Genomic DNA, 17,500 nt, shown 5'->3' on the forward strand with positions numbered 1-17,500 from the left:
GGTACATATAGGATTTTAGCGATCGGCTATTATTGGAAATAAGCAGGAGTTTAGTTTTTGACGAAAGCTTAAAACAGCAGCTTAAAAATGGAAACTAAATTTCCCTCAAAGCTCAACACATTAGGTGGTAATATGGCTGTTCTGCAACTAGAAGACGGTAGAACATATACGGATATCCGGGCGATCGCGAGTCAACTGGCCGTTTTAAATATTGAGATCGATTCCCTGCCCCAAAACAAAAATCCGGCGTTTCAAGAACTGCTCGTTCAAGACATTCTCAATGTTACAGAAAAACAGCAGATTCTCGCAGCCTTTAATAGCGAGTTTGAACAGTTCAAGCGCGCCAGCGGATATCGGTGGTGCGACTTAAAAGTGCTGCATCCAGGTTCGCAGCAGATTTACGCGCTGATGACTCAAAGCGATCGCACTCACACCCACACAGATGCAGAAGTTCTTCACATTTTAGCTGGGGAATGCGTTTTTGGGTTCGTGTATTCTAACGGCTCTCAGGTACAATTAATGCTGCAAGCTGAAGAGTACATTAAAGTGCCTGCCAATACCGAACATTGGTTTTATCTCACTCCGTCGCTGTACTTGAAAGCCTTGCAGTATTACACCACTGCTCAAGGCTGGGTTCCTCAGTATACTAACAGGAAACTAAAAATTAAAAATTAAGAGTCAGAAGAAGAGGGGAAATTTGTAGAGGAGGAAGAAGAAGATGAAACAGAATTGGGTGACTTACTATCAAGCGGTGGAAGGTCGCCCGCCGCATGAAACTTTGCTGAAAGCCTTGTCAATTTTTGACACGGAACCGTTGCTCGATCGTCCTCGATTCGCTGTAGATTTAGGCTGTGGCGATGGACGAGATACGGTGGAACTCCTGCGTCGAGGCTGGCGGGTTGTAGCGATTGACAGGGAACAAAATGCCTTCGATCGCCTGCTGGATCGTCCGATTCAACGCGATCTCCTGCAAACTCAATTGATGCGTTTTGAAACCTTAACTTTGCCTCAATCGATCGATCTAATCAATGCCAGTTTTTGCCTTCCTTTTTGTCATCCCGCCGATTTCCCCCATCTTTGGGAAACGATCGTGACATCGCTAAATCCAGGAGGATATTTCTGCGGTCAATTGTTTGGCGATCGCGACTCATGGGCTGTTTATCCCGATCGCACTCATCATACTCGCGAACAAATTCAAGTGCTGCTAAAGTCCTTTGAGATTGAGTGGTTTGACGAAGAAGAACATCCTGGAGTAACGGCGCTAGGCGAGGAAAAACACTGGCATATTTTTCACATTGTTGCTCGTAAGAGAGATTAATATATATAGTGCCGACTGCTTAAAGAAGTCGGCACTCTCTTGAAGTCGGAGTTCTGGAAAAGTTGCAGCTCGTTTTTACTGAATTTTTCGGAATTTACCGTTAAATTAGCTTCCTAATGGCTAAGGAATGAAAAATAAATAAGGTGACTAATAGAACAATAGTTTACCTTGGATCAAGGCTTCTGGGGTTTAATTGTGCAAGTTATTGATTTTTCATTCCTTAGTCTCGAACCTTTCTGATTTTTTAGATGCTTTCTCATTCAGCGGGTGTGGCAATTTCAATTTCTTCGCAACGCTGCAAAAGTGCTTCTATTTCCTGAGCTAAAAAAATTACTTCCGGCCAAGAAGAACCGTTAATTAAATCTTGAGCGTGAGCTAATTTGTTTCTCAATGCTTCTGCTGACTTTAAAAAACGCTCCCCGTAGCGTTTTGATTTAAGCCCCAGCCGATCGACTATTTCAGCAGAAGTCAGGATTAAATCTCGCTTGTCGCAGAATTGCAGGTAATCGATTAAGTCAATTGCTTCATTTCGGGATCGCCCCAATTCCCACAGGTGTTTTGCTGCTAAGATGCGATCGCCCTTAAGCAATTTTTGCCAAGAATCCTGGGGAAAGTAAATCCGCACAATCCGCAATAAATTCATTTCCAGAAGCGTCACCAATCCAAACAGCAGCATCCGCACCGGTGCTTTTTGCAAATCGCCGCAGGTAACGATACCGTTGATCCTGTTGCTTTCCAATACAAATAATCTCGGTTTTTCTCGCAGCAGCGGCAGCAATTCCATCAAAGGAGTTGAAGCGGCGATTAATTGTGAGGGGTGAAAAATTTGCTGGTAGTCGCTGCATTTGCCTTTACCTAAGTGCGAGCGTTCTACATAGCCGCAAACCGTGCCCTTTTCTTCAATACCGAGCACGTCAAAATCGCGGGCTTCCATCCACGATCGCAATTGGGCGGCATCTTCGCAAGCTGGGACAGATTTCAACGGTTCCGCGAGGTATTTAACTGTAATGCTGTCTTTGAATAAATCCCGCAAGTCGGCGGAACTTGATTTTAAATGTTTCATCTCATGTCTGGTAATTTCATGGATCGTTGCGCGACAAGAGGACAATTAATATTGTAACTGCAACTAGAGACGCTGCACTACCGTGGGATAATCTCAGTTTGGTAAAAAGCGTTTTTTAGGAGTGCGAACGTCCCCCTTGCACTCCTGTAAAATCAAAACAGAGATACTTCCTTACCGTGTCTCTAAAGATTTCATGATATTACTTACTGGCTAACTCCGGGCAATAATGGTTGGCGGCAAGAGTGGTAATAATATCGGCATCCGCCAGAAAACTTTCTTTGAGACTTGGATTTTCGATACTGACAGCTTGCGCGATCGCTCTTAATTTAACTTCCGGCAGAGAAACTCCCGCTTTTGCTTCCGCACACATTCTTTTAGCGGCCGCAATTTTTTGACCGGGCGCCCTTTGGATGGCTTGCAGTAAATTATCCGTGGCTTCGGGAGAGTAGCTTTTTGCTAACCGTTTGTAGTCTTCGAGAAATTTCCCATCGTTTCCTGTCAGCTTAATCTCTGATTCTTGAGGCGAACACAACAAATTTAAGTTAATTACTTCTCCCGCTGAATTGACAAGAAAACATCCTTCGCGTTCTTGGGCGATCGCGCTTTGGTTGCTGGGTACAAATTGTATAATAACGGCGGACAGAACAGCAGTTAAACGCGAGTAATTTAGCATGGCAATTACGTGATATACTTTGGATTTTTAACCGCATAATGCGGAGCAATATGGCTTTTTTGAGTTAGAGCGTGTCCGGTAAATTAACCGAAATACTTGGAAAGGCTAGTTTCATCAACACTCTATAATTTCTACTAAAAATCGGCATACATAAACCAGCCCCGACTAAGCGACAAGAAATCATTGCAGGAAAATCAACTGACATAATATCAGACGAACATTTCGTTGTCTAGCGAAGTTTTCATTAACAGCAAACATCCCCCTTGTGTGAGGGGCGAATGTGTGGAACCGGGAATCGATCGAATGTAGTCGCCGTGATGGCAAATTTCCCCTTCTACAATTAAGTCTCCTTCTAATACAAACACTTCCTCCGAGGCAGCGTGTCGGTGCAGGGGAAATGTTGCTCCCGGTTCTAGTCGCATCAAGCAGGTAATTTCGCGCTTTTTTTTGTCAATATAAAGCTTGCCAAACGAGACTCCCGAAACTCCATAAGATTTCCATTTGACATCGTGCGATCGCACGATTAAAGATGGAGTATTGTTCTCTGTTGGGGAGGTAACAATTGGCTTTAAATTGACTGATTCTGTTGGGGTTGGCGGCAGTTCTGCTATGCGCTGGAACAGGCGGTTTTTGAGGTCGGGGGCGACAGGAACTGGGGGGGCTGTGTAGGCGATCGCGGCAATTGTTGATTCCAAAGCTGCTAATTCACTTGTAAGTTCTGCGGACTCTTTCAATTTCTCTGCAAATGCGCCGCGTTCTGACTCGTCGAGGGTATCGAGAGCTTGAAGGGCTGCAAGGATTTTATATTCCTCGTCTGGCATCATTTCCATCTGTTTTGCGCCATTAATTAAGTAATTCAGCCTAAGTTGATTTTAACTTTTAGATTGGTGTGCTACCCTCGCACTCAAGATGGATGATTGGAGATACCATAATTTTAGATAGATGTTAAACAACTTAAATTTTGTTTTTTGACTATCTAAAATTCTTCGCTCAAAGCTTGACGCAATTTGGAAATACCCAACCGAATTCTGGTTTTGATTGTACCGGTCGGGATACCAGTTTTAGTTGAGATCGCCGCGCAAGTCAATCCTTGGTAGTAGGCTAGTTCGATCGCCTCTTGCTGTTCCTTTGGCAATTTTTCTAAGGCTGCTTTGACTTGTTCCCTGCGTTCTTTAAACATTGCATCTTCCATCGGTTCTGCAACGCTAGAGATGGGTACTTTAGCATCTTCCAGACAAGCTTCAGCCGCCCGGACTGTTCGCTGGATCGCTCGCAGGCGATCGAGGGAACGACTGCGGGTAAGCATGAACAACCAGGTATCTGCTCGACTGCGAGAAGGATCGTAAGTTGCTGCTTTTTGCCAAATTTGGGAAAAAACATCGAGTACAACTTCTTCAGCTTCTTCTACCGAACCCAGGATTTTGTAAGCGAGAGCATAACTTGGGCGACCGTAGCGATCGTAAAGTTTAGCTAATGCCGTTTGGTCTTTCCGGGCAATCTGCACTAAAAGCAGCGATTCATCGCCTGACTTCTGGCCTGTCATTTCAGTGTACCCAAAATTTTTGTTTTGACGGCACAGATCCAAAATTAACAATTCGGCGTATATCACTACAGAACATAATTGTAAGTTTGAAGTTGGGGGTACAAGCTGGAGTATGCCTTTTCCGGCTAATTTTGTCGTGCTTTGAATTGTAAAAATCCCAAGTTATCTTGAATTTTACCACCTGATTAGTAATTTTTTTGACACTTAGCAATCCGCTTTATGCACAAAGAATAAATGCCCGGAGCCTGAACAGTCAAACCAGCACCATTAACTCATTCCTAAGCTCTGTCTGCTAGCTCCCAAGCAGAGCATGGAAACCCATATAAGCGATACTCTGGTTCCACTAGATCGAGGGAAGCCGTGTCTCCAAGCAGGCGTTCCCAAGCATAGTCCGGGAACGAGTAAATGCTCAATAACGCACTTTTTTACATAAATTAATCTGGCAGCATAGATCCAAAATTGCCAAACCTTCGTATACCACCAATAGGAGAAGGCTCAGCAACAGCCCCAAAGCCCGACAGGTTGACAGGTTAAAACCTGTTGCTACAAAAGTAAAACCCGCGAATGCGGGTTATTTACCATTGATTTGTGCAAAAATTTCATTGAAATACAGGTGCTAACTGTGAAGCTCACAAAAAAAATTCGCCGAACCATACTAGCTATTGAAGTAGCTCTAATTGCTCTATTAACTCCCGGGATAATTGTCGCTTCTGACCACGACGACGGCGAAGTAGATATCAAAGGTCGCGCTGTAAATTTAACTGACCTGTACGTATATCGCGAAAAAGACCAAAACTCCGGTGCTGCGGACGGGGATTTAGTATTTACCATGAATTCAAATCCCAGGTCTGTCGCCCGTTATCAATATTATTTCAGCACTACAGCCCTCTACCAATTTCACATCACGCAGGTAGGTGAGGTGAATTCTACACCTACTGGACGCTCGGATATTATCTTGCGGTTTGCCTTCAGTCCGCCTAACAATCAAGGTATGCAAGCGGTAGCTGTAACTGTTGTTCGCGGTGGCTCGGAGACTGTTGCTAAGACTACAGTTAACGGCGGGCTAATTGCCACAACTCCGCTGAATTCTAATGCTGTTTTGAATACAGTACCTGTGGGCGGTTCTAACTTGACTGTATTTGCGGGTTTACGCGAAGACCCGTTTTTCTTTGATGTGGAACAATTTTTCCGAGTTCGCGCCGCAGCTTTGGGAACAGGGCCGCGAACTGCTTTTAAACAACCGAATCAAGCGGTGGACTTTACTAAAGGTTACAACGTCAATACAATTGCCGTGCGGGTTCCAAAAGCGTTTTTGCAAGCAGGAACTGGGGCGAATACTTTTGATGTTTGGTCAACAGTTTCGATCCGGGATGGAGCTGGCGGTTTCAAACAATTCGAGCGTTTGGCGAGACCTGCAATTAATGAGGGTTTGATAGTTTCTCCCGCTTATCTGGAGGCATTTAATAATATTCCTCCGAGATCGGATTTGAGCGCTGCTGCTGCTCCCGTGCGGCAGGAAGCTGTTGCTACTCTGAATGCTGTGGATCTTTTGGACGGTCGGGATAATGTCGATCCAAATGCGATCGCCGGAGCTTTCTTACCGGATGTCATGCGGATCGATACCACAAAAACCAGCGGCTACGCTAGCGCTACAAATGCTCAAGGAAGCTTGATCGGAGGTCGTATGCTGATGGACGACGTTATTGATATCACTCTGGGAGCTTTGGTAGGTTCTCCGGTTGGCGATAACGTTTCATATAACGGAACTCCGGGAAATCCGGCTCAGGGACACAAACCTTTAGAACCGAATTTTCCTTATTTGGCTTTGCCTAATTAGTCATTAGTCATCTGTCATTAGTTATAGTTTAGTGATTAATGACAGATGGAAAATTATTTTTTTAACCGCAGATGAACGCTGATTAACGCGGATGTATGAAAACTAAAATTAAACCGGAAATAAAATCGGATTTTTTCTCGTGGTGGCTTCTGATAGCGGTTCCTTTAGTTGGGATGGTAGTAGTGAATTTACCTCCTAATTTGCGTTTTATTTCAGAAAAATTTTCTAATAACAAAAGTCCCGAAAATCTCGATATTAATTACCGCTATCATTTTTCGGAAAGTTTGAGAAATAATCCGAATCAAAAAGAAGCGATTAAGCAAGAGATTGCTTTTTACCAGCAGCGGCTAGCTGTTGATTCCCGCAGCGGTTTGAACCGGGCGGCGCTGGCGGGATCTTATTTAAAAATGGGTCGCGCAACAGGGGAGGGCGGTTGGTTTTTGTTGGCAGAACAAGCGGCTCAAAGGTCGATCGCCGATTTGCCTTTTGACAACAAAGGTGCGCTGTTAGTTTTAGCTCGAATTGCCGAGGCGAGACACGATTTTGCTACTGCTTTGCGCTTTGCTAAACAGGCGGGTTCTGACAATGAAGATGCGATCGCCCTTTCAGTTACATCTCACTTAGCGATGGGAAAAGTGAGCGAAGCAAATGCAGCCGCAGAAGCCTTAGTTAACCGGATTCCTAACTTGGGTTCTCTCACTTTGAGAGCTTTAGTGAGAGAGTCTCAGGGCAGAGATGCTGAGGTTGTGCAGGATTACCGCCAAGCAATGGCGGCGGAGGAACCGGGAGAAGTTGCTGGTTCCGCGCGGGCCCGATCGCTCTTGGGTCGATTTTACGCGCGTCGCGGGCAGTTTGTGCAGGCGAAAGCGCTGTTTTTGGAGGCGCTGCGGTTGGTGCCGCGATACCCGCTGGCGCTGATTTATTTGGCGGATTTGGAGACGCGGCAGGGCAATTATCGCGAGGCGGAAGGCTATTACAGCAAGGTTTCTGCCTATTCTGGCGGGGTTGCGACTGTGTTCGATCGCATTGTCGATCGCGGTATGGCAAGGGTGAAGGATTTGCAGGGAGATGCGATCGAATCCCGGCGACTTCGGGAAAAAGCAGAAGCAGGGCTGCGACAGGAACAGGTTTCTGGATCGGGCGGTTTTGGCCACCGCAGGGATTTGGCAAGTTTGCTGCTGGAAAAAGGTCGATCGCAGGATGTCACCGAAGCGCTGGCGTTAATGCAGGAGGAGGTGAAAATTCGGCGGGATGCGGTAACGCTGGATACTTTGGCTTGGGCGCTTTCGAGTGCTGGGGAATGGCAAAAGGCCGATCGAGTGATGGCCGAAATAATACGATCGGGGATTCGGGATGCGGGGATGTTTTACCGGGCTGGTGCGATCGCCCGGACTTTAGGTAAGGATACCGAATCTCGCGCTTATTTTCAAAAGTCCAAGGAAATTGACCCGACTTTTGACGATCGAGCTCGCCAAGCATTGGGCTTGGGAAGTTATGAATTTTGAGATTAACTAATAGCAGCCATTCTGCCAAGTTCGCCATTCCGTCAATCCGCCAGGGGTTTCAACCCCTGGCTAAAAGCTTAAGTCCTCTTGCATAGAACTGAAATGCAAAATTGTTGAATTTGATTAGCTATTCAGTCGGTTTCAACCGACTTTCGCTATGAGACGGGGATTTCAATCCCCGGCGGCCTTGCGGGTAAGCGCCCCGGAAAAATCACAACAAAAACAAATAATTCATCCGAAAATTACTAACAAAACAGGTATTTATGCAGTACAAACTTAACCGAATATCAAAATTATTCATCCTATTTTTCGTAACACTTTCATTCTCACTAACAACCTCAACCAGACCAGTTTACTCCCACTGGTCAGACTTATCCGTAGCAGAAATAGTAGTCAACGATTTGCAAATCGAAATAACATTAACTTTCCCAACCGGCTTAACAAACTTCGCCGACGACAATCGAGACAGCCAGCTACAACCTGGTGAAGTTCGCAGCCACCAAACACAGCTAGAAAAGTTTTTCAGCCAACAAATCCGCCTCACCAACAGTAGCAACATTCAAGGCTCCGTAGCAGTAACACCGCTAGACATAGCAGCTAAAACCGCCAGTGTTATCCAGCAGCCCAATACCCACAGCACCTTAATTTTAGAATACACCTGGCCCGCACCTTCTCAAGATAAAACCCCCCGTTTACCTGACTCAATTTCCATCTCCAAACCAGAGAAATTGCGTATTAATTACAATCTGTTTTTGCCCGAAGTTCCGACAGCTAGCTGCCAAGCTACGATTGTACAAGCCGGTGCTGTAAAAAGCTTTGTATTTACGCCACAAAACCGGGAGTTTTTGTTAGCAGGAAAGGAATCTATCTGGGATTCAGGTTGGAGTTTGCTGCTCGCAGTAGCGGGAGCATTTGCTTGGGGATGCGTGCACGCGATGTCGCCCGGACATGGAAAAACCATAGTCGGCGCTTATTTAGTGGGTTCGCGGGCTACTCCGGTACACGCTTTATTTCTCGCAGCGACGACTACAATTACTCACACTGCGGGCGTGTTTGCTGTGGGCGGAATGACTTTGTTTGCTTCTAACTTGATCGACCCGGAAAAATTAGATCCTTGGCTGAGTTTAATCTCTGGTTTATTAGTAGCCTTAATCGGGTTTAACTTACTCTTATCAAAAATTAAGACGAGGTTGGTAGTGAGGACGGAAGTTCTCAAAAAAATCAAAATTAAAATTTTTAATAAGGAAAACTGGTTTCTCAGGAATAAAGTCTTTACTGCGGAATGTGAAGAACCAGTAAATCTTTTGAGTAGAGGAAGTTGGGAGCGAGAATTTAAGCCGGTCAAACCCGATATATCTCACCACTACCACCATCACGGAGACGGCCGGATTCACTCGCATTTGCCGCCCGGTGCAGACGGTTCTGCTATTACTTGGAAAAGCTTATTGGCGTTGGGAATTTCCGGCGGTTTGTTGCCTTGTCCTTCCGCTTTGGTGATGCTGTTGAGTGCGTCGGCTTTGGGCAATGTTGGTTTGGGAATGACGCTCGTGGTAGCGTTTAGTTTGGGATTGGCTTTAGTGCTGAGTGCGATCGGATTGATTTTAGTTTATGCCAAACGTAGTTTTAATAAACTGCCAAAACAGATAACAGCAGTCAAATTTCTGCCTGCGATTAGTGCGATGTTTGTAATGTTTTTGGGGTTGGGAATTACCGGACAGGCAATGTTGAAAATATGGGCTGCAAATCAGTGGGTAATTGGCAATGGATAAGCATAAAATTAGGACTCTTTCTCCTAACTGCACACTTATTCGTAAGTGTGCAGTTAGATACCCGATTTCTTAAAGAAGCCGGGTATCTGGGTATTGTGTTTTTTAGCCGTTGCTCACTTATCAGGCCGCACTATGTTTATTAATAATTTCGGCTAAATCCGGTACTCCGTTTTCCACGTAAGTCTTAGCTGAGGGGCGGAGTTTGGCATAGGCGCCTTTAACCATCGATCTTGTGCTTTTCTCGACCCTTTTGTCACTTATCTGGAGCAATTCGTCTGCTACTTCACCTTTTCTTTGGGCTAGATATTCTACTGGGTTGCCATTGTTTACGGCTTCAGTCCACATCGGATCGAGTGCGATCGAGATTTCTGGCAGAAGTTGATCGACGACTTGGGCGCAATAGTCAGCCCGTATCCCCTTGACAGTAGAGTAGGCAGCTTTAAGAGCCAAACCACCCAATCCCGGCGCTGCTGCAACTTGTTTGTCTATCAACTTTACACAGTCATCAACAAAAGTTTCTCTGTTGTTTTCATTCAATAGAATATCGCTAAGTCCCATTTTCACTTTCCTTGATTTAATAGTCAATGTGCTTATTAGCTTTAAGCTCAATCTGACATCATATATCTATTTTGAGTCTTTACTCAAGGTTTCCCAAGTTTTTTAAGGTTTAAATGTGTCTATGACACAACCTAATGTTGAGATTTGTTTAGTATGTTATGGGAATTAATGTTCTATCTGCTACTAATTATTTGCCTACGGTTTGTAGTAAGGGCTTTAGTCCTTATTAGGTGATATTAATAATGAGGACTAAAGCCCTGACTACAAACTGATGAGTTGTGAACAGTCACATAAAAAAGAAAACAGCTCAAAAAAAATATTAGAAAGGCTCTGCCTAAGTCCGATCGCACTTGCACGTATGAGCTGGCACGTATCATTAGGATTGGACATTCGGCTTGATGCCCGCAGGTACTGCAACGATGGGAAGTTTCACGGTTTGAGCCGGACGCTCGCTCGATTGCAATACCAAATTTTTCGGTAATTTCGCGGAAGTGCTTAGTCCGGGAAATATTTGAAGCGATAAGGTTAAGCCGGCCGCTAATAATAGTTTTTCTAACATGGCACTGTCTCCCATACGTACGCCCTAGGGCATAATTCCTCTTACACCTACAACATATAAACATCCTCAGTCCCTTGGTGCGATCGCACGGGCATAGTTAAGTGACATCTATCACCACTGAGCAGGGGGTGATGGGAATAGGGGGTGTGGGGATGGGGGGTGATGGACACTATGGAAGTGGGGGAGAGTGGGAAATCTTTCATCGCACTTCTACCGTCAACATCCGTTGAACGTGTTAAATTCCTTACACTGGTTCGTTGGCAAACTTCCCTACAAATCAAGAATTGTCCTAGAGAAAGAAGCCGTTGAGTCTCTCTCAAAGGTAGAATTAGCGCGTAGAAGTTATTTGACACAGCGGAGGTACCGACAAGATGCTTGCATACATTCTGGCGTTGGCGGTCGGTCTAGGCAGCTTCAGTATTTACATGGCGGCATTCTTTTTTCCAGAAGTGCACCGCAAAAGTGATTTTACCTGGAGCGGGGTAGGGCTTTTTTATGCGTTAATTTTATGGGCTTGTGCGGGACGAATCACTGGTGCTCTCCTGCTTGGTCAAATGGCGGGTGTGGCGATGTTGGGCTGGTTTGCCTGGGAAACTCTGACTTTGCGCCGGCAGGTGACGCCCGTTGCTGAGCAAACGCCGATTCCTCAGTCGGCGAATTTGGCGGCAGCAGGCGTGCCGTTTGCTGGCTTGTTTGCCAAGAAAAAAGAACCAGCAGCAGCGGCGAAAAAACCTAAGTTTGTTCGATCGCCCAAACCGAAAACTGATGTGGTTCCAGCACCCACTCTGGATAAGGGCCAGGTAAAGCTAGAGGAACAGCCGGCGATTTCCCCCATAGCTGAAAGTATTGCTGAAAGTGCGATCGACGAGGCAACGGCAGAAAGTGCGATCGCCCCTGACTTGAAAATTCCCGACTCGAAACCACCTGCAATTGCAGAAATACCAGTGTTTTCAGTCGAAACTCCTGCTGCTGAGACTTCACAACCCCTAACAGAATCAGCAGCCAGCAGCTTCACTCCTCCACCTCTACCTCTAGAAATTTCAGAAATAGCCGTTGCACCAAGTGTGGAGCCAGCAGAGGCTCAGCCAGAACCTCCACAGCAGCCAGAAGCAGATGATTTTGACGAGGAAACAGAATGGAGGACAGCCGTTAAAGAGTCGCAGGCGGCAGCTGCAGCGGCGGCGGCCCCAACTCCTCCTACTCCTTCTAAACCAGCTAAAAAATCCGGCGGTTTCGGAAGTCTGTTCGGCAATTTCAAAAATAGTCTCGGCGGTATGTTAGGACTCGGTGCGGGTAAAAACAAGTCTGATGCAACTCCCCAGACGCCAAAACCTTCAGCGACTCCAGAATCGATCGTACCTGAATCTAAAATAACGGCAACTCCTGCACCGGGTATCGACCAAATTCTCGAATCCGAATTAGCCCAGGCGGCTGCGGAAGTGGCAGCCGAAAGTAGCAACACTGTTGTGGAAACAAGCCCAGGAGTGCCGTTTCCCAACGATGTTGAAGCAATGGCATTTTTGATGGCAACAGAAACCGCGAGTTCTGACAAAATAGGGGAAACTCCGATCGAAGATCGATCGTCCGCCCAAATCCAGACACCGCTGGCTGCGGTTGGTGAACCGGAAGCAGCAGCAGGCGTACTAGAAGCAGAAGCCCCTGCTGTATCTCTGGAAACCCAGACACCGCTGGCTGCGGTTGGTGAACCGGAAGCAGCAGCAGGCGTACCGGAAGCAGAAGCCCCTGCTGTATCGATAGAAATGACTGTGGTGGAAATGGCAGAGCCTGTAGAGATAGAAGTGCCGGGAGAACCTGGGTTGAGCGTGCAGGTGGAAACGGTTTCAGTATCCGTGATCTCGATAGAATCTACAGGTGAAGAACTCTCTTCTGAGGCAGAAAAAACTGAATTGAGTCCCCCGAATCACCCCGATCCGAATCTAGTCGAAACTGCTAAACCCGCCACTGAATCCAAGTCTGAGAAGGTATCCGGCGAAGATCAGCCGTCATCTTGAGGCAGAAAGTAAAAGGTAGAAACCAGAATTTTTTTTATTCTGCCTTCTGCCTTCTTACTTTTTACTTCTTACTTTTTTCTTCTGCCCTCTTCCTTCACGCTTGACTTCAGTCCTCAACATCGATCGGTTAAATCCGTTATATCGTTTCCGGTTGCATCGGAATAATAAAATCGAGTCAACAGTTAACACTCAACCATTTAGTTTGTAGACGCCCAGTCAACAGTTAACACTCAACAATCAACAATCACGGACGGTGCAACCGGAATAGATATTAAATCCTTTACACGGCGCGTTGCCGAACTTCCTTCTCCCTTAATATTATGAAAGCAATTATGGTCGTGGGAACAACCTCTCACGCAGGGAAATCTTTACTCGTGGCAGCTTTGTGTCGAATCTTTGCTCGGCGAGGCTGGCGGGTAACTCCGTTTAAAGGTCAGAATATGGCGCTGAATTCCTATGTCACAGCCGCCGGTGGAGAAATTGGTTACGCTCAAGCAGTGCAAGCTTGGGCTGCGCGCGTCGCACCTTTGGTAGAAATGAATCCGATTTTGCTCAAGCCACAAGGAGACATGACTTCTCAATTGATTGTCAAGGGCCGGGCGATCGCTAATGTGCGAGCATCTCAATATTATGAACAGTATTTCGATATCGGCTGGCAAGCTATTCGGGAATCTTTAGAATCTCTCTGCCAAGAATTTGACATGATTGTGTGTGAGGGAGCCGGCAGCCCTGCTGAGATTAATCTCAAACACCGCGATTTAACAAATATGCGGGTAGCTAAATATTTAAAGGCTCGAACTTTGCTAGTAGTTGATATCGATCGGGGCGGTGCTTTTGCTCACATCATCGGCACTTTGGAATTGCTCGATCCCGACGAACGAGCTTTAATTAAAGGATTCATTATTAATAAGTTCCGAGGACAAAAATCGATCTTAGATCCGGGCCTGACTTGGCTAGAAGAAAGGACGGGAATCCCGGTAGTAGGGGTGATTCCTTGGATAGACGAAGTGTTTCCCTCAGAAGATTCTCTCGATTTGCTCGATCGACGTTCTCCCAATTCTCAAACCGACATCAATATTTCGGTCATCCGCCTGCCCCGAATTTCGAATTTTACCGACTTTGACCCGTTAGAGTCGGAAACTAGCGTCAGCGTCAAATATGTCAGCCCAAAAGACCAGTTAGGCCATCCAGACGCCGTGATTTTACCAGGCTCTAAAACTACAATTTCCGATTTGCAGGTGCTGCGCCAAACAGGTATGGCAAAAGCTATTCAAAATTATTTAATAGCTGGCGGTACAGTCATGGGAGTTTGCGGCGGCTTTCAGATGCTCGGACAAAGTATCACCGATAAAGAAGGCATTGAGGGAGAAAAGGGAGAATTCCCAGGATTGGGATTGCTGCCTTTGAAAACTGCGATGGCACCGAACAAAATTGCGCGCCAACGAATCGTAACATCTAACTATCCTCAACCGGGTTTGCCAGTTTTCGGTTACGAAATTCATCAAGGAAAAACGCAAATCCTAGAGTCAGATTTGACTCAACCGTTATTTGACGATGCTAGTTTAGGCATTGTCAATACTTCTCAATCTATTTGGGGTACATACCTGCACGGCATCTTTGACAACGGAGCTTGGCGGCGAGCTTGGTTAAATCACTTGCGGCAGCAGCGGGGACTCCGCGCATTGCCTACAGGTATTCCTAATTACCGAGAACACCGAGAAGCTCTGTTAGACTCTCTAGCAGATACCGTGGAAAAGCACTTAGATATAAGGCATATTTTAGGTTAATTAGTTAACAGTTGACTGTCAACTGTTAACTGTTGACAGTTGATTATTGTTTGTTAGATTTGAGGTTCAAATTCAATGACAAAAGTTTGTTTTTTACCTGATAACGTGACAGTTGAAGCTGAACCGGGAGAGCTTTTATTAGATGTAGCCAAACGTGCAGGGGTTTCTATTCCTACTGGCTGCCTCATGGGTTCTTGTCACGCTTGCGAAGTAGAAATTGATGGCGGAGATACGATTTGTGCTTGTATTTCCGGCATCCCTTCGGGGAAAAAGCAAGTGACAATTAATCTGTATGTTGACCCGACTTGGTAATTTGTTAGTTGACGGTTGACGGTTGACCGTTGACTGACAACTGACAACTGACTAATTTTTTTGCCATTCTTGCTGTTTCTTGCGAGCAGATTGCAGCCATTTTTGGGATTCGGGATAAACAGTGGTTCCGGGTTTGACAGATTCTAATTGATTGATAATTTGTTGCAACTGGCTGAGGGAATAACCGGGATTTTGAGAATTCACATCTTTTTGCAAGTTTGCCAACAAGCTTTTAGCTTCTTGCAAGGCTTTGGCAGAATCTTTTTCTGCTTCCAGTCTAATCTGGGTAATTCCTAAATTTTTTTGATATTCAGCGAGTTTAGTTTGAGCGTCGAGATAACCAGGGTTATCGACAGAAATCAATTTTAGTCGGTTAATTCCTTCTTGCCACAATTCTGCTATTTGCTCCCACTGTGCGGCGGGATGGGGAGGTTTTTGGGAGGCGACGGCGGCGGAGAGAGCAAATTCTTTAGCAGCTTCAATTAAGTTGTCAGCCTGCAAAGAACCGGTGGCGACGCCACCCATTGCTTGAAAGTCTCTTTCTGCTGCTTTGAGTGTTTTTTTAGCCGTTTCTCCTGCGAGGGTTTCGGCGGGAATTTGATTGAGTTGATCGATCGCACTTTGCCAATTTACCGTCGCTTTTTGTCTATCCGCAGCAGTTTTGGCTTGCTGATACTCCTGTTTCGCGGCCTTTAGCGTTTGTTCGACTTGATTTAACTGAGTAAAAGCATTTTTTTGCTGGAAAATCTGAGCCTCCATCCGCCCGACATTTTTGCGGGCGGCTTCAAATTCATCGAGTGTAAACTGCCAACTGCAGCGGAAAAAAGAGCAGTACCTCTTTGGGTAATAGCCGAGAAACCAGACTGGTAAGGCGTCGAGGTGTTTTTGCGCCTCTTTTGCTTTAATTTCGCCCAAGTCAAAATCAGCGACAGCCGTAGCTTTATTAACCAGTTGATCGGATTGTTCCACAAGGGCGATCGCCTGCCGGTAATTGTTATCCATATTGATAAAACTCGGCAGCAACAATATCGGCATTGTTTTGGCTACGGGCCAGCGAATCATCGGAAAAGGTAGATTTAGCAGCCAAATTATCCCCGCCGCACTTCCCAGCAAACTCCCAGCAAAGATGATTTTACCGAACAATCCCGGCGGGCGGTTGGCTTTGACGGCTGTTTTGAGAGCTTGTTCGCTGAAGTTGGGAAATTCGTCTTTGAAGGTATCGCGGATTTCTTCTTTTGAGGCGAAAGTGCCGTTTTGCAAGCGTAATTTCTCCAACCGCTTGATTACCATCCGTCGGTAGACATCACCGGCTAGACTATCAGCCGCCGCGCACTTGTCAACTTCGGCCCGCAAAATTTCAAAAGCTCGATCGGTAAGACGCGCCATAAAACTCACCTATTCCCTTTTAATTATTTTACAGGTTCCCGTGTAAATAATTGTTAAAATATATAAAGCCCACATCAAATATCCGAATTAATTTCATGCCGACTGCTTTAATCACCGGTGCTTCTGGCGGAATTGGTGCAGCCTTTGCCGCCGAATTAGCCAAACGCCAGCACAATCTAATCTTGGTAGCTCGATCCGAAGACAAATTGCAACAGCTAGCTGCTACACTGCAACAGGAATTCAATATTTTAGTCGAAATTATCGTTCAAGATTTGACCGCACCAGGAGCCACAACTGCTGTATTTGATACGGTTGTTAAAAAAGGTTGGACGGTTGATTTGTTGGTAAATAATGCGGGTTTTGGCGATTACGGTGCTTTTGCCGATCGCCCGCTTGACAAACAAGTAGCCATGGTCCAACTAAATATTGTAGCATTAGTTGAACTATCGCACTTATTTTTGCAGGGAATGCGGCAGCGAAAAGCAGGAAGTATCATCAATGTTAGTTCGATCGCAGCTTTTCAACCGATGCCGTACTTGTCGATGTATGCAGCTACTAAAGCCTTTGTTTTGAGTTTCAGCGAGGCACTTTGGGCGGAAAACAAAGATTTAGGAATTCGCGTTTTGTGCCTTTGTCCAGGGCCGACCGAATCGGACTTTTTCGCAGTAGCTGAATTTCCTAAATCAATGGCATCCAGTAGCGGGCAAAAACTCGTTCCCGCAGCGGAAGTAGTGCGAGATGCTTTGAAAGCTTTAGACAAAAATGAGTCTAATGTTGTGACAGGGGGAATTCCCAATCAAATCATCGCCAATCTGCCTCGATTGATACCGCGAGAACTTTTGGTGAAGTCGGTAGAAAAGATGTTTCGGGCGAAAGAGGAATAATCGCGATCGTTGACAATATAAATAAACCCGCCCCCACCCAAGGACAAACATTAGATCGCCCCTAACCCAAATTTTACCAAAACAATCAAACATCCCGATAATTCTGTAGGGGCGGGTTTTACCAACCATCCCCAATTCCCAGCAACAATCTAGATAAACCCGCCCCCACCCAACGACAAACATTAGATCGCCCCTAACCCAAATTTTACCAAAAAGTCGATCGCACATTCGCGCCGCCAAAATCTCCGCTACCAAAATCCCCTACGCTACCCCACAAGTCCGCCGTTCGTTTCA

The 17,500-nt window shown here is 45.8% G+C and carries 17 protein-coding genes; 10 read left to right on the forward strand and 7 right to left on the reverse strand.

The features are described 5' to 3' along the window. The first annotated feature begins 87 nt into the window (after positions 1–87). Together QUA23_RS02760 and QUA23_RS02765 are read left to right on the forward strand one after the other, a co-directional pair. Complete coding sequence (locus QUA23_RS02760; protein WP_333073063.1) at positions 88–675, forward strand: acireductone dioxygenase; 588 nt, start codon at positions 88–90, stop codon at positions 673–675. Between the two features lie 43 nt (positions 676–718). Continuing rightward, entirely contained in the window at positions 719–1,318 is a 600-nt protein-coding gene (locus tag QUA23_RS02765) for a class I SAM-dependent methyltransferase (protein WP_333073064.1), read from the forward strand. Positions 1,319–1,574: 256 nt separating this feature from the next. On the opposite strand, the gene QUA23_RS02770 is transcribed toward QUA23_RS02765, so the two are convergent. From QUA23_RS02770 to QUA23_RS02785, 4 genes are all read right to left on the reverse strand, one after another. After that, a complete protein-coding gene (locus tag QUA23_RS02770; RefSeq protein ID WP_333073065.1) occupies positions 1,575–2,381 on the reverse strand; it encodes a hypothetical protein in 807 nt (268 codons plus the stop codon). A 199-nt stretch (positions 2,382–2,580) separates the two neighbouring features. Then, positions 2,581–3,054, reverse strand: coding sequence for a DUF732 domain-containing protein (locus tag QUA23_RS02775; protein ID WP_333073066.1), 474 nt, complete (start codon positions 3,052–3,054; stop codon positions 2,581–2,583). Positions 3,055–3,263: 209 nt separating this feature from the next. Then, a complete protein-coding gene (locus tag QUA23_RS02780) occupies positions 3,264–3,878 on the reverse strand; it encodes a cupin domain-containing protein (protein WP_333073068.1) in 615 nt (204 codons plus the stop codon). 152 nt (positions 3,879–4,030) lie between these two features. Then, positions 4,031–4,597, reverse strand: a complete 567-nt coding sequence (locus QUA23_RS02785; RefSeq protein WP_333073069.1) for a sigma-70 family RNA polymerase sigma factor — start codon at positions 4,595–4,597, stop codon at positions 4,031–4,033. Positions 4,598–5,219: 622 nt separating this feature from the next. Between QUA23_RS02785 and QUA23_RS02790 the strand changes: the two genes are divergently transcribed. The 3 genes from QUA23_RS02790 (at position 5,220) to QUA23_RS02800 (ending at position 9,708) form a co-directional block, all read left to right on the forward strand. Further along, a complete protein-coding gene (locus tag QUA23_RS02790; protein ID WP_333073070.1) occupies positions 5,220–6,434 on the forward strand; it encodes a DUF4331 domain-containing protein in 1,215 nt (404 codons plus the stop codon). 95 nt (positions 6,435–6,529) lie between these two features. Then, positions 6,530–7,939, forward strand: coding sequence for a tetratricopeptide repeat protein (locus tag QUA23_RS02795; RefSeq protein ID WP_333073071.1), 1,410 nt, complete (start codon positions 6,530–6,532; stop codon positions 7,937–7,939). Positions 7,940–8,202: 263 nt separating this feature from the next. Beyond that, positions 8,203–9,708, forward strand: coding sequence for a HoxN/HupN/NixA family nickel/cobalt transporter (locus QUA23_RS02800; protein ID WP_333073072.1), 1,506 nt, complete (start codon positions 8,203–8,205; stop codon positions 9,706–9,708). Positions 9,709–9,828: 120 nt separating this feature from the next. Here QUA23_RS02800 and QUA23_RS02805 read toward each other — a convergent pair whose 3' ends face one another. Together QUA23_RS02805 and QUA23_RS02810 are read right to left on the reverse strand one after the other, a co-directional pair. Continuing rightward, positions 9,829–10,266, reverse strand: coding sequence for a DUF6918 family protein (locus tag QUA23_RS02805; RefSeq protein WP_333073073.1), 438 nt, complete (start codon positions 10,264–10,266; stop codon positions 9,829–9,831). A gap of 376 nt (positions 10,267–10,642) precedes the next feature. Next, entirely contained in the window at positions 10,643–10,825 is a 183-nt protein-coding gene (locus QUA23_RS02810; RefSeq protein ID WP_333073074.1) for a hypothetical protein, read from the reverse strand. Positions 10,826–10,926: 101 nt separating this feature from the next. Between QUA23_RS02810 and QUA23_RS02815 the strand changes: the two genes are divergently transcribed. The 4 genes from QUA23_RS02815 to QUA23_RS02830 all read left to right on the forward strand — a co-directional run bounded on the left by QUA23_RS02815 (position 10,927) and on the right by QUA23_RS02830 (position 14,936). Then, positions 10,927–11,055 carry a hypothetical protein gene (locus tag QUA23_RS02815; protein WP_333073075.1) on the forward strand — a complete coding sequence of 43 codons (129 nt, stop codon included), beginning with the start codon at positions 10,927–10,929 and terminating at the stop codon, positions 11,053–11,055. 141 nt (positions 11,056–11,196) lie between these two features. Further along, a complete protein-coding gene (locus QUA23_RS02820) occupies positions 11,197–12,837 on the forward strand; it encodes a Ycf66 family protein (RefSeq protein WP_333073077.1) in 1,641 nt (546 codons plus the stop codon). 320 nt (positions 12,838–13,157) lie between these two features. Next, entirely contained in the window at positions 13,158–14,624 is a 1,467-nt protein-coding gene (gene cobQ / locus QUA23_RS02825; protein WP_333073078.1) for a cobyric acid synthase CobQ, read from the forward strand. Positions 14,625–14,699: 75 nt separating this feature from the next. Then, on the forward strand, positions 14,700–14,936 hold the full coding sequence (locus QUA23_RS02830) for a 2Fe-2S iron-sulfur cluster-binding protein (RefSeq protein ID WP_006634188.1): 237 nt from the start codon (positions 14,700–14,702) through the stop codon (positions 14,934–14,936). A 51-nt stretch (positions 14,937–14,987) separates the two neighbouring features. Here the strand turns inward: QUA23_RS02830 and QUA23_RS02835 are convergent, their stop codons facing one another. Then, complete coding sequence (locus QUA23_RS02835; RefSeq protein ID WP_333073079.1) at positions 14,988–16,322, reverse strand: hypothetical protein; 1,335 nt, start codon at positions 16,320–16,322, stop codon at positions 14,988–14,990. A gap of 95 nt (positions 16,323–16,417) precedes the next feature. Between QUA23_RS02835 and QUA23_RS02840 the strand changes: the two genes are divergently transcribed. After that, on the forward strand, positions 16,418–17,206 hold the full coding sequence (locus QUA23_RS02840) for an SDR family oxidoreductase (RefSeq protein WP_333073080.1): 789 nt from the start codon (positions 16,418–16,420) through the stop codon (positions 17,204–17,206). Positions 17,207–17,500 lie beyond the last annotated feature (294 nt).

Origin of the sequence: Microcoleus sp. Pol1C5, assembly GCF_036701115.1 — a bacterium.
Taxonomy (GTDB): Bacteria; Cyanobacteriota; Cyanobacteriia; order Cyanobacteriales; family Microcoleaceae; genus Microcoleus.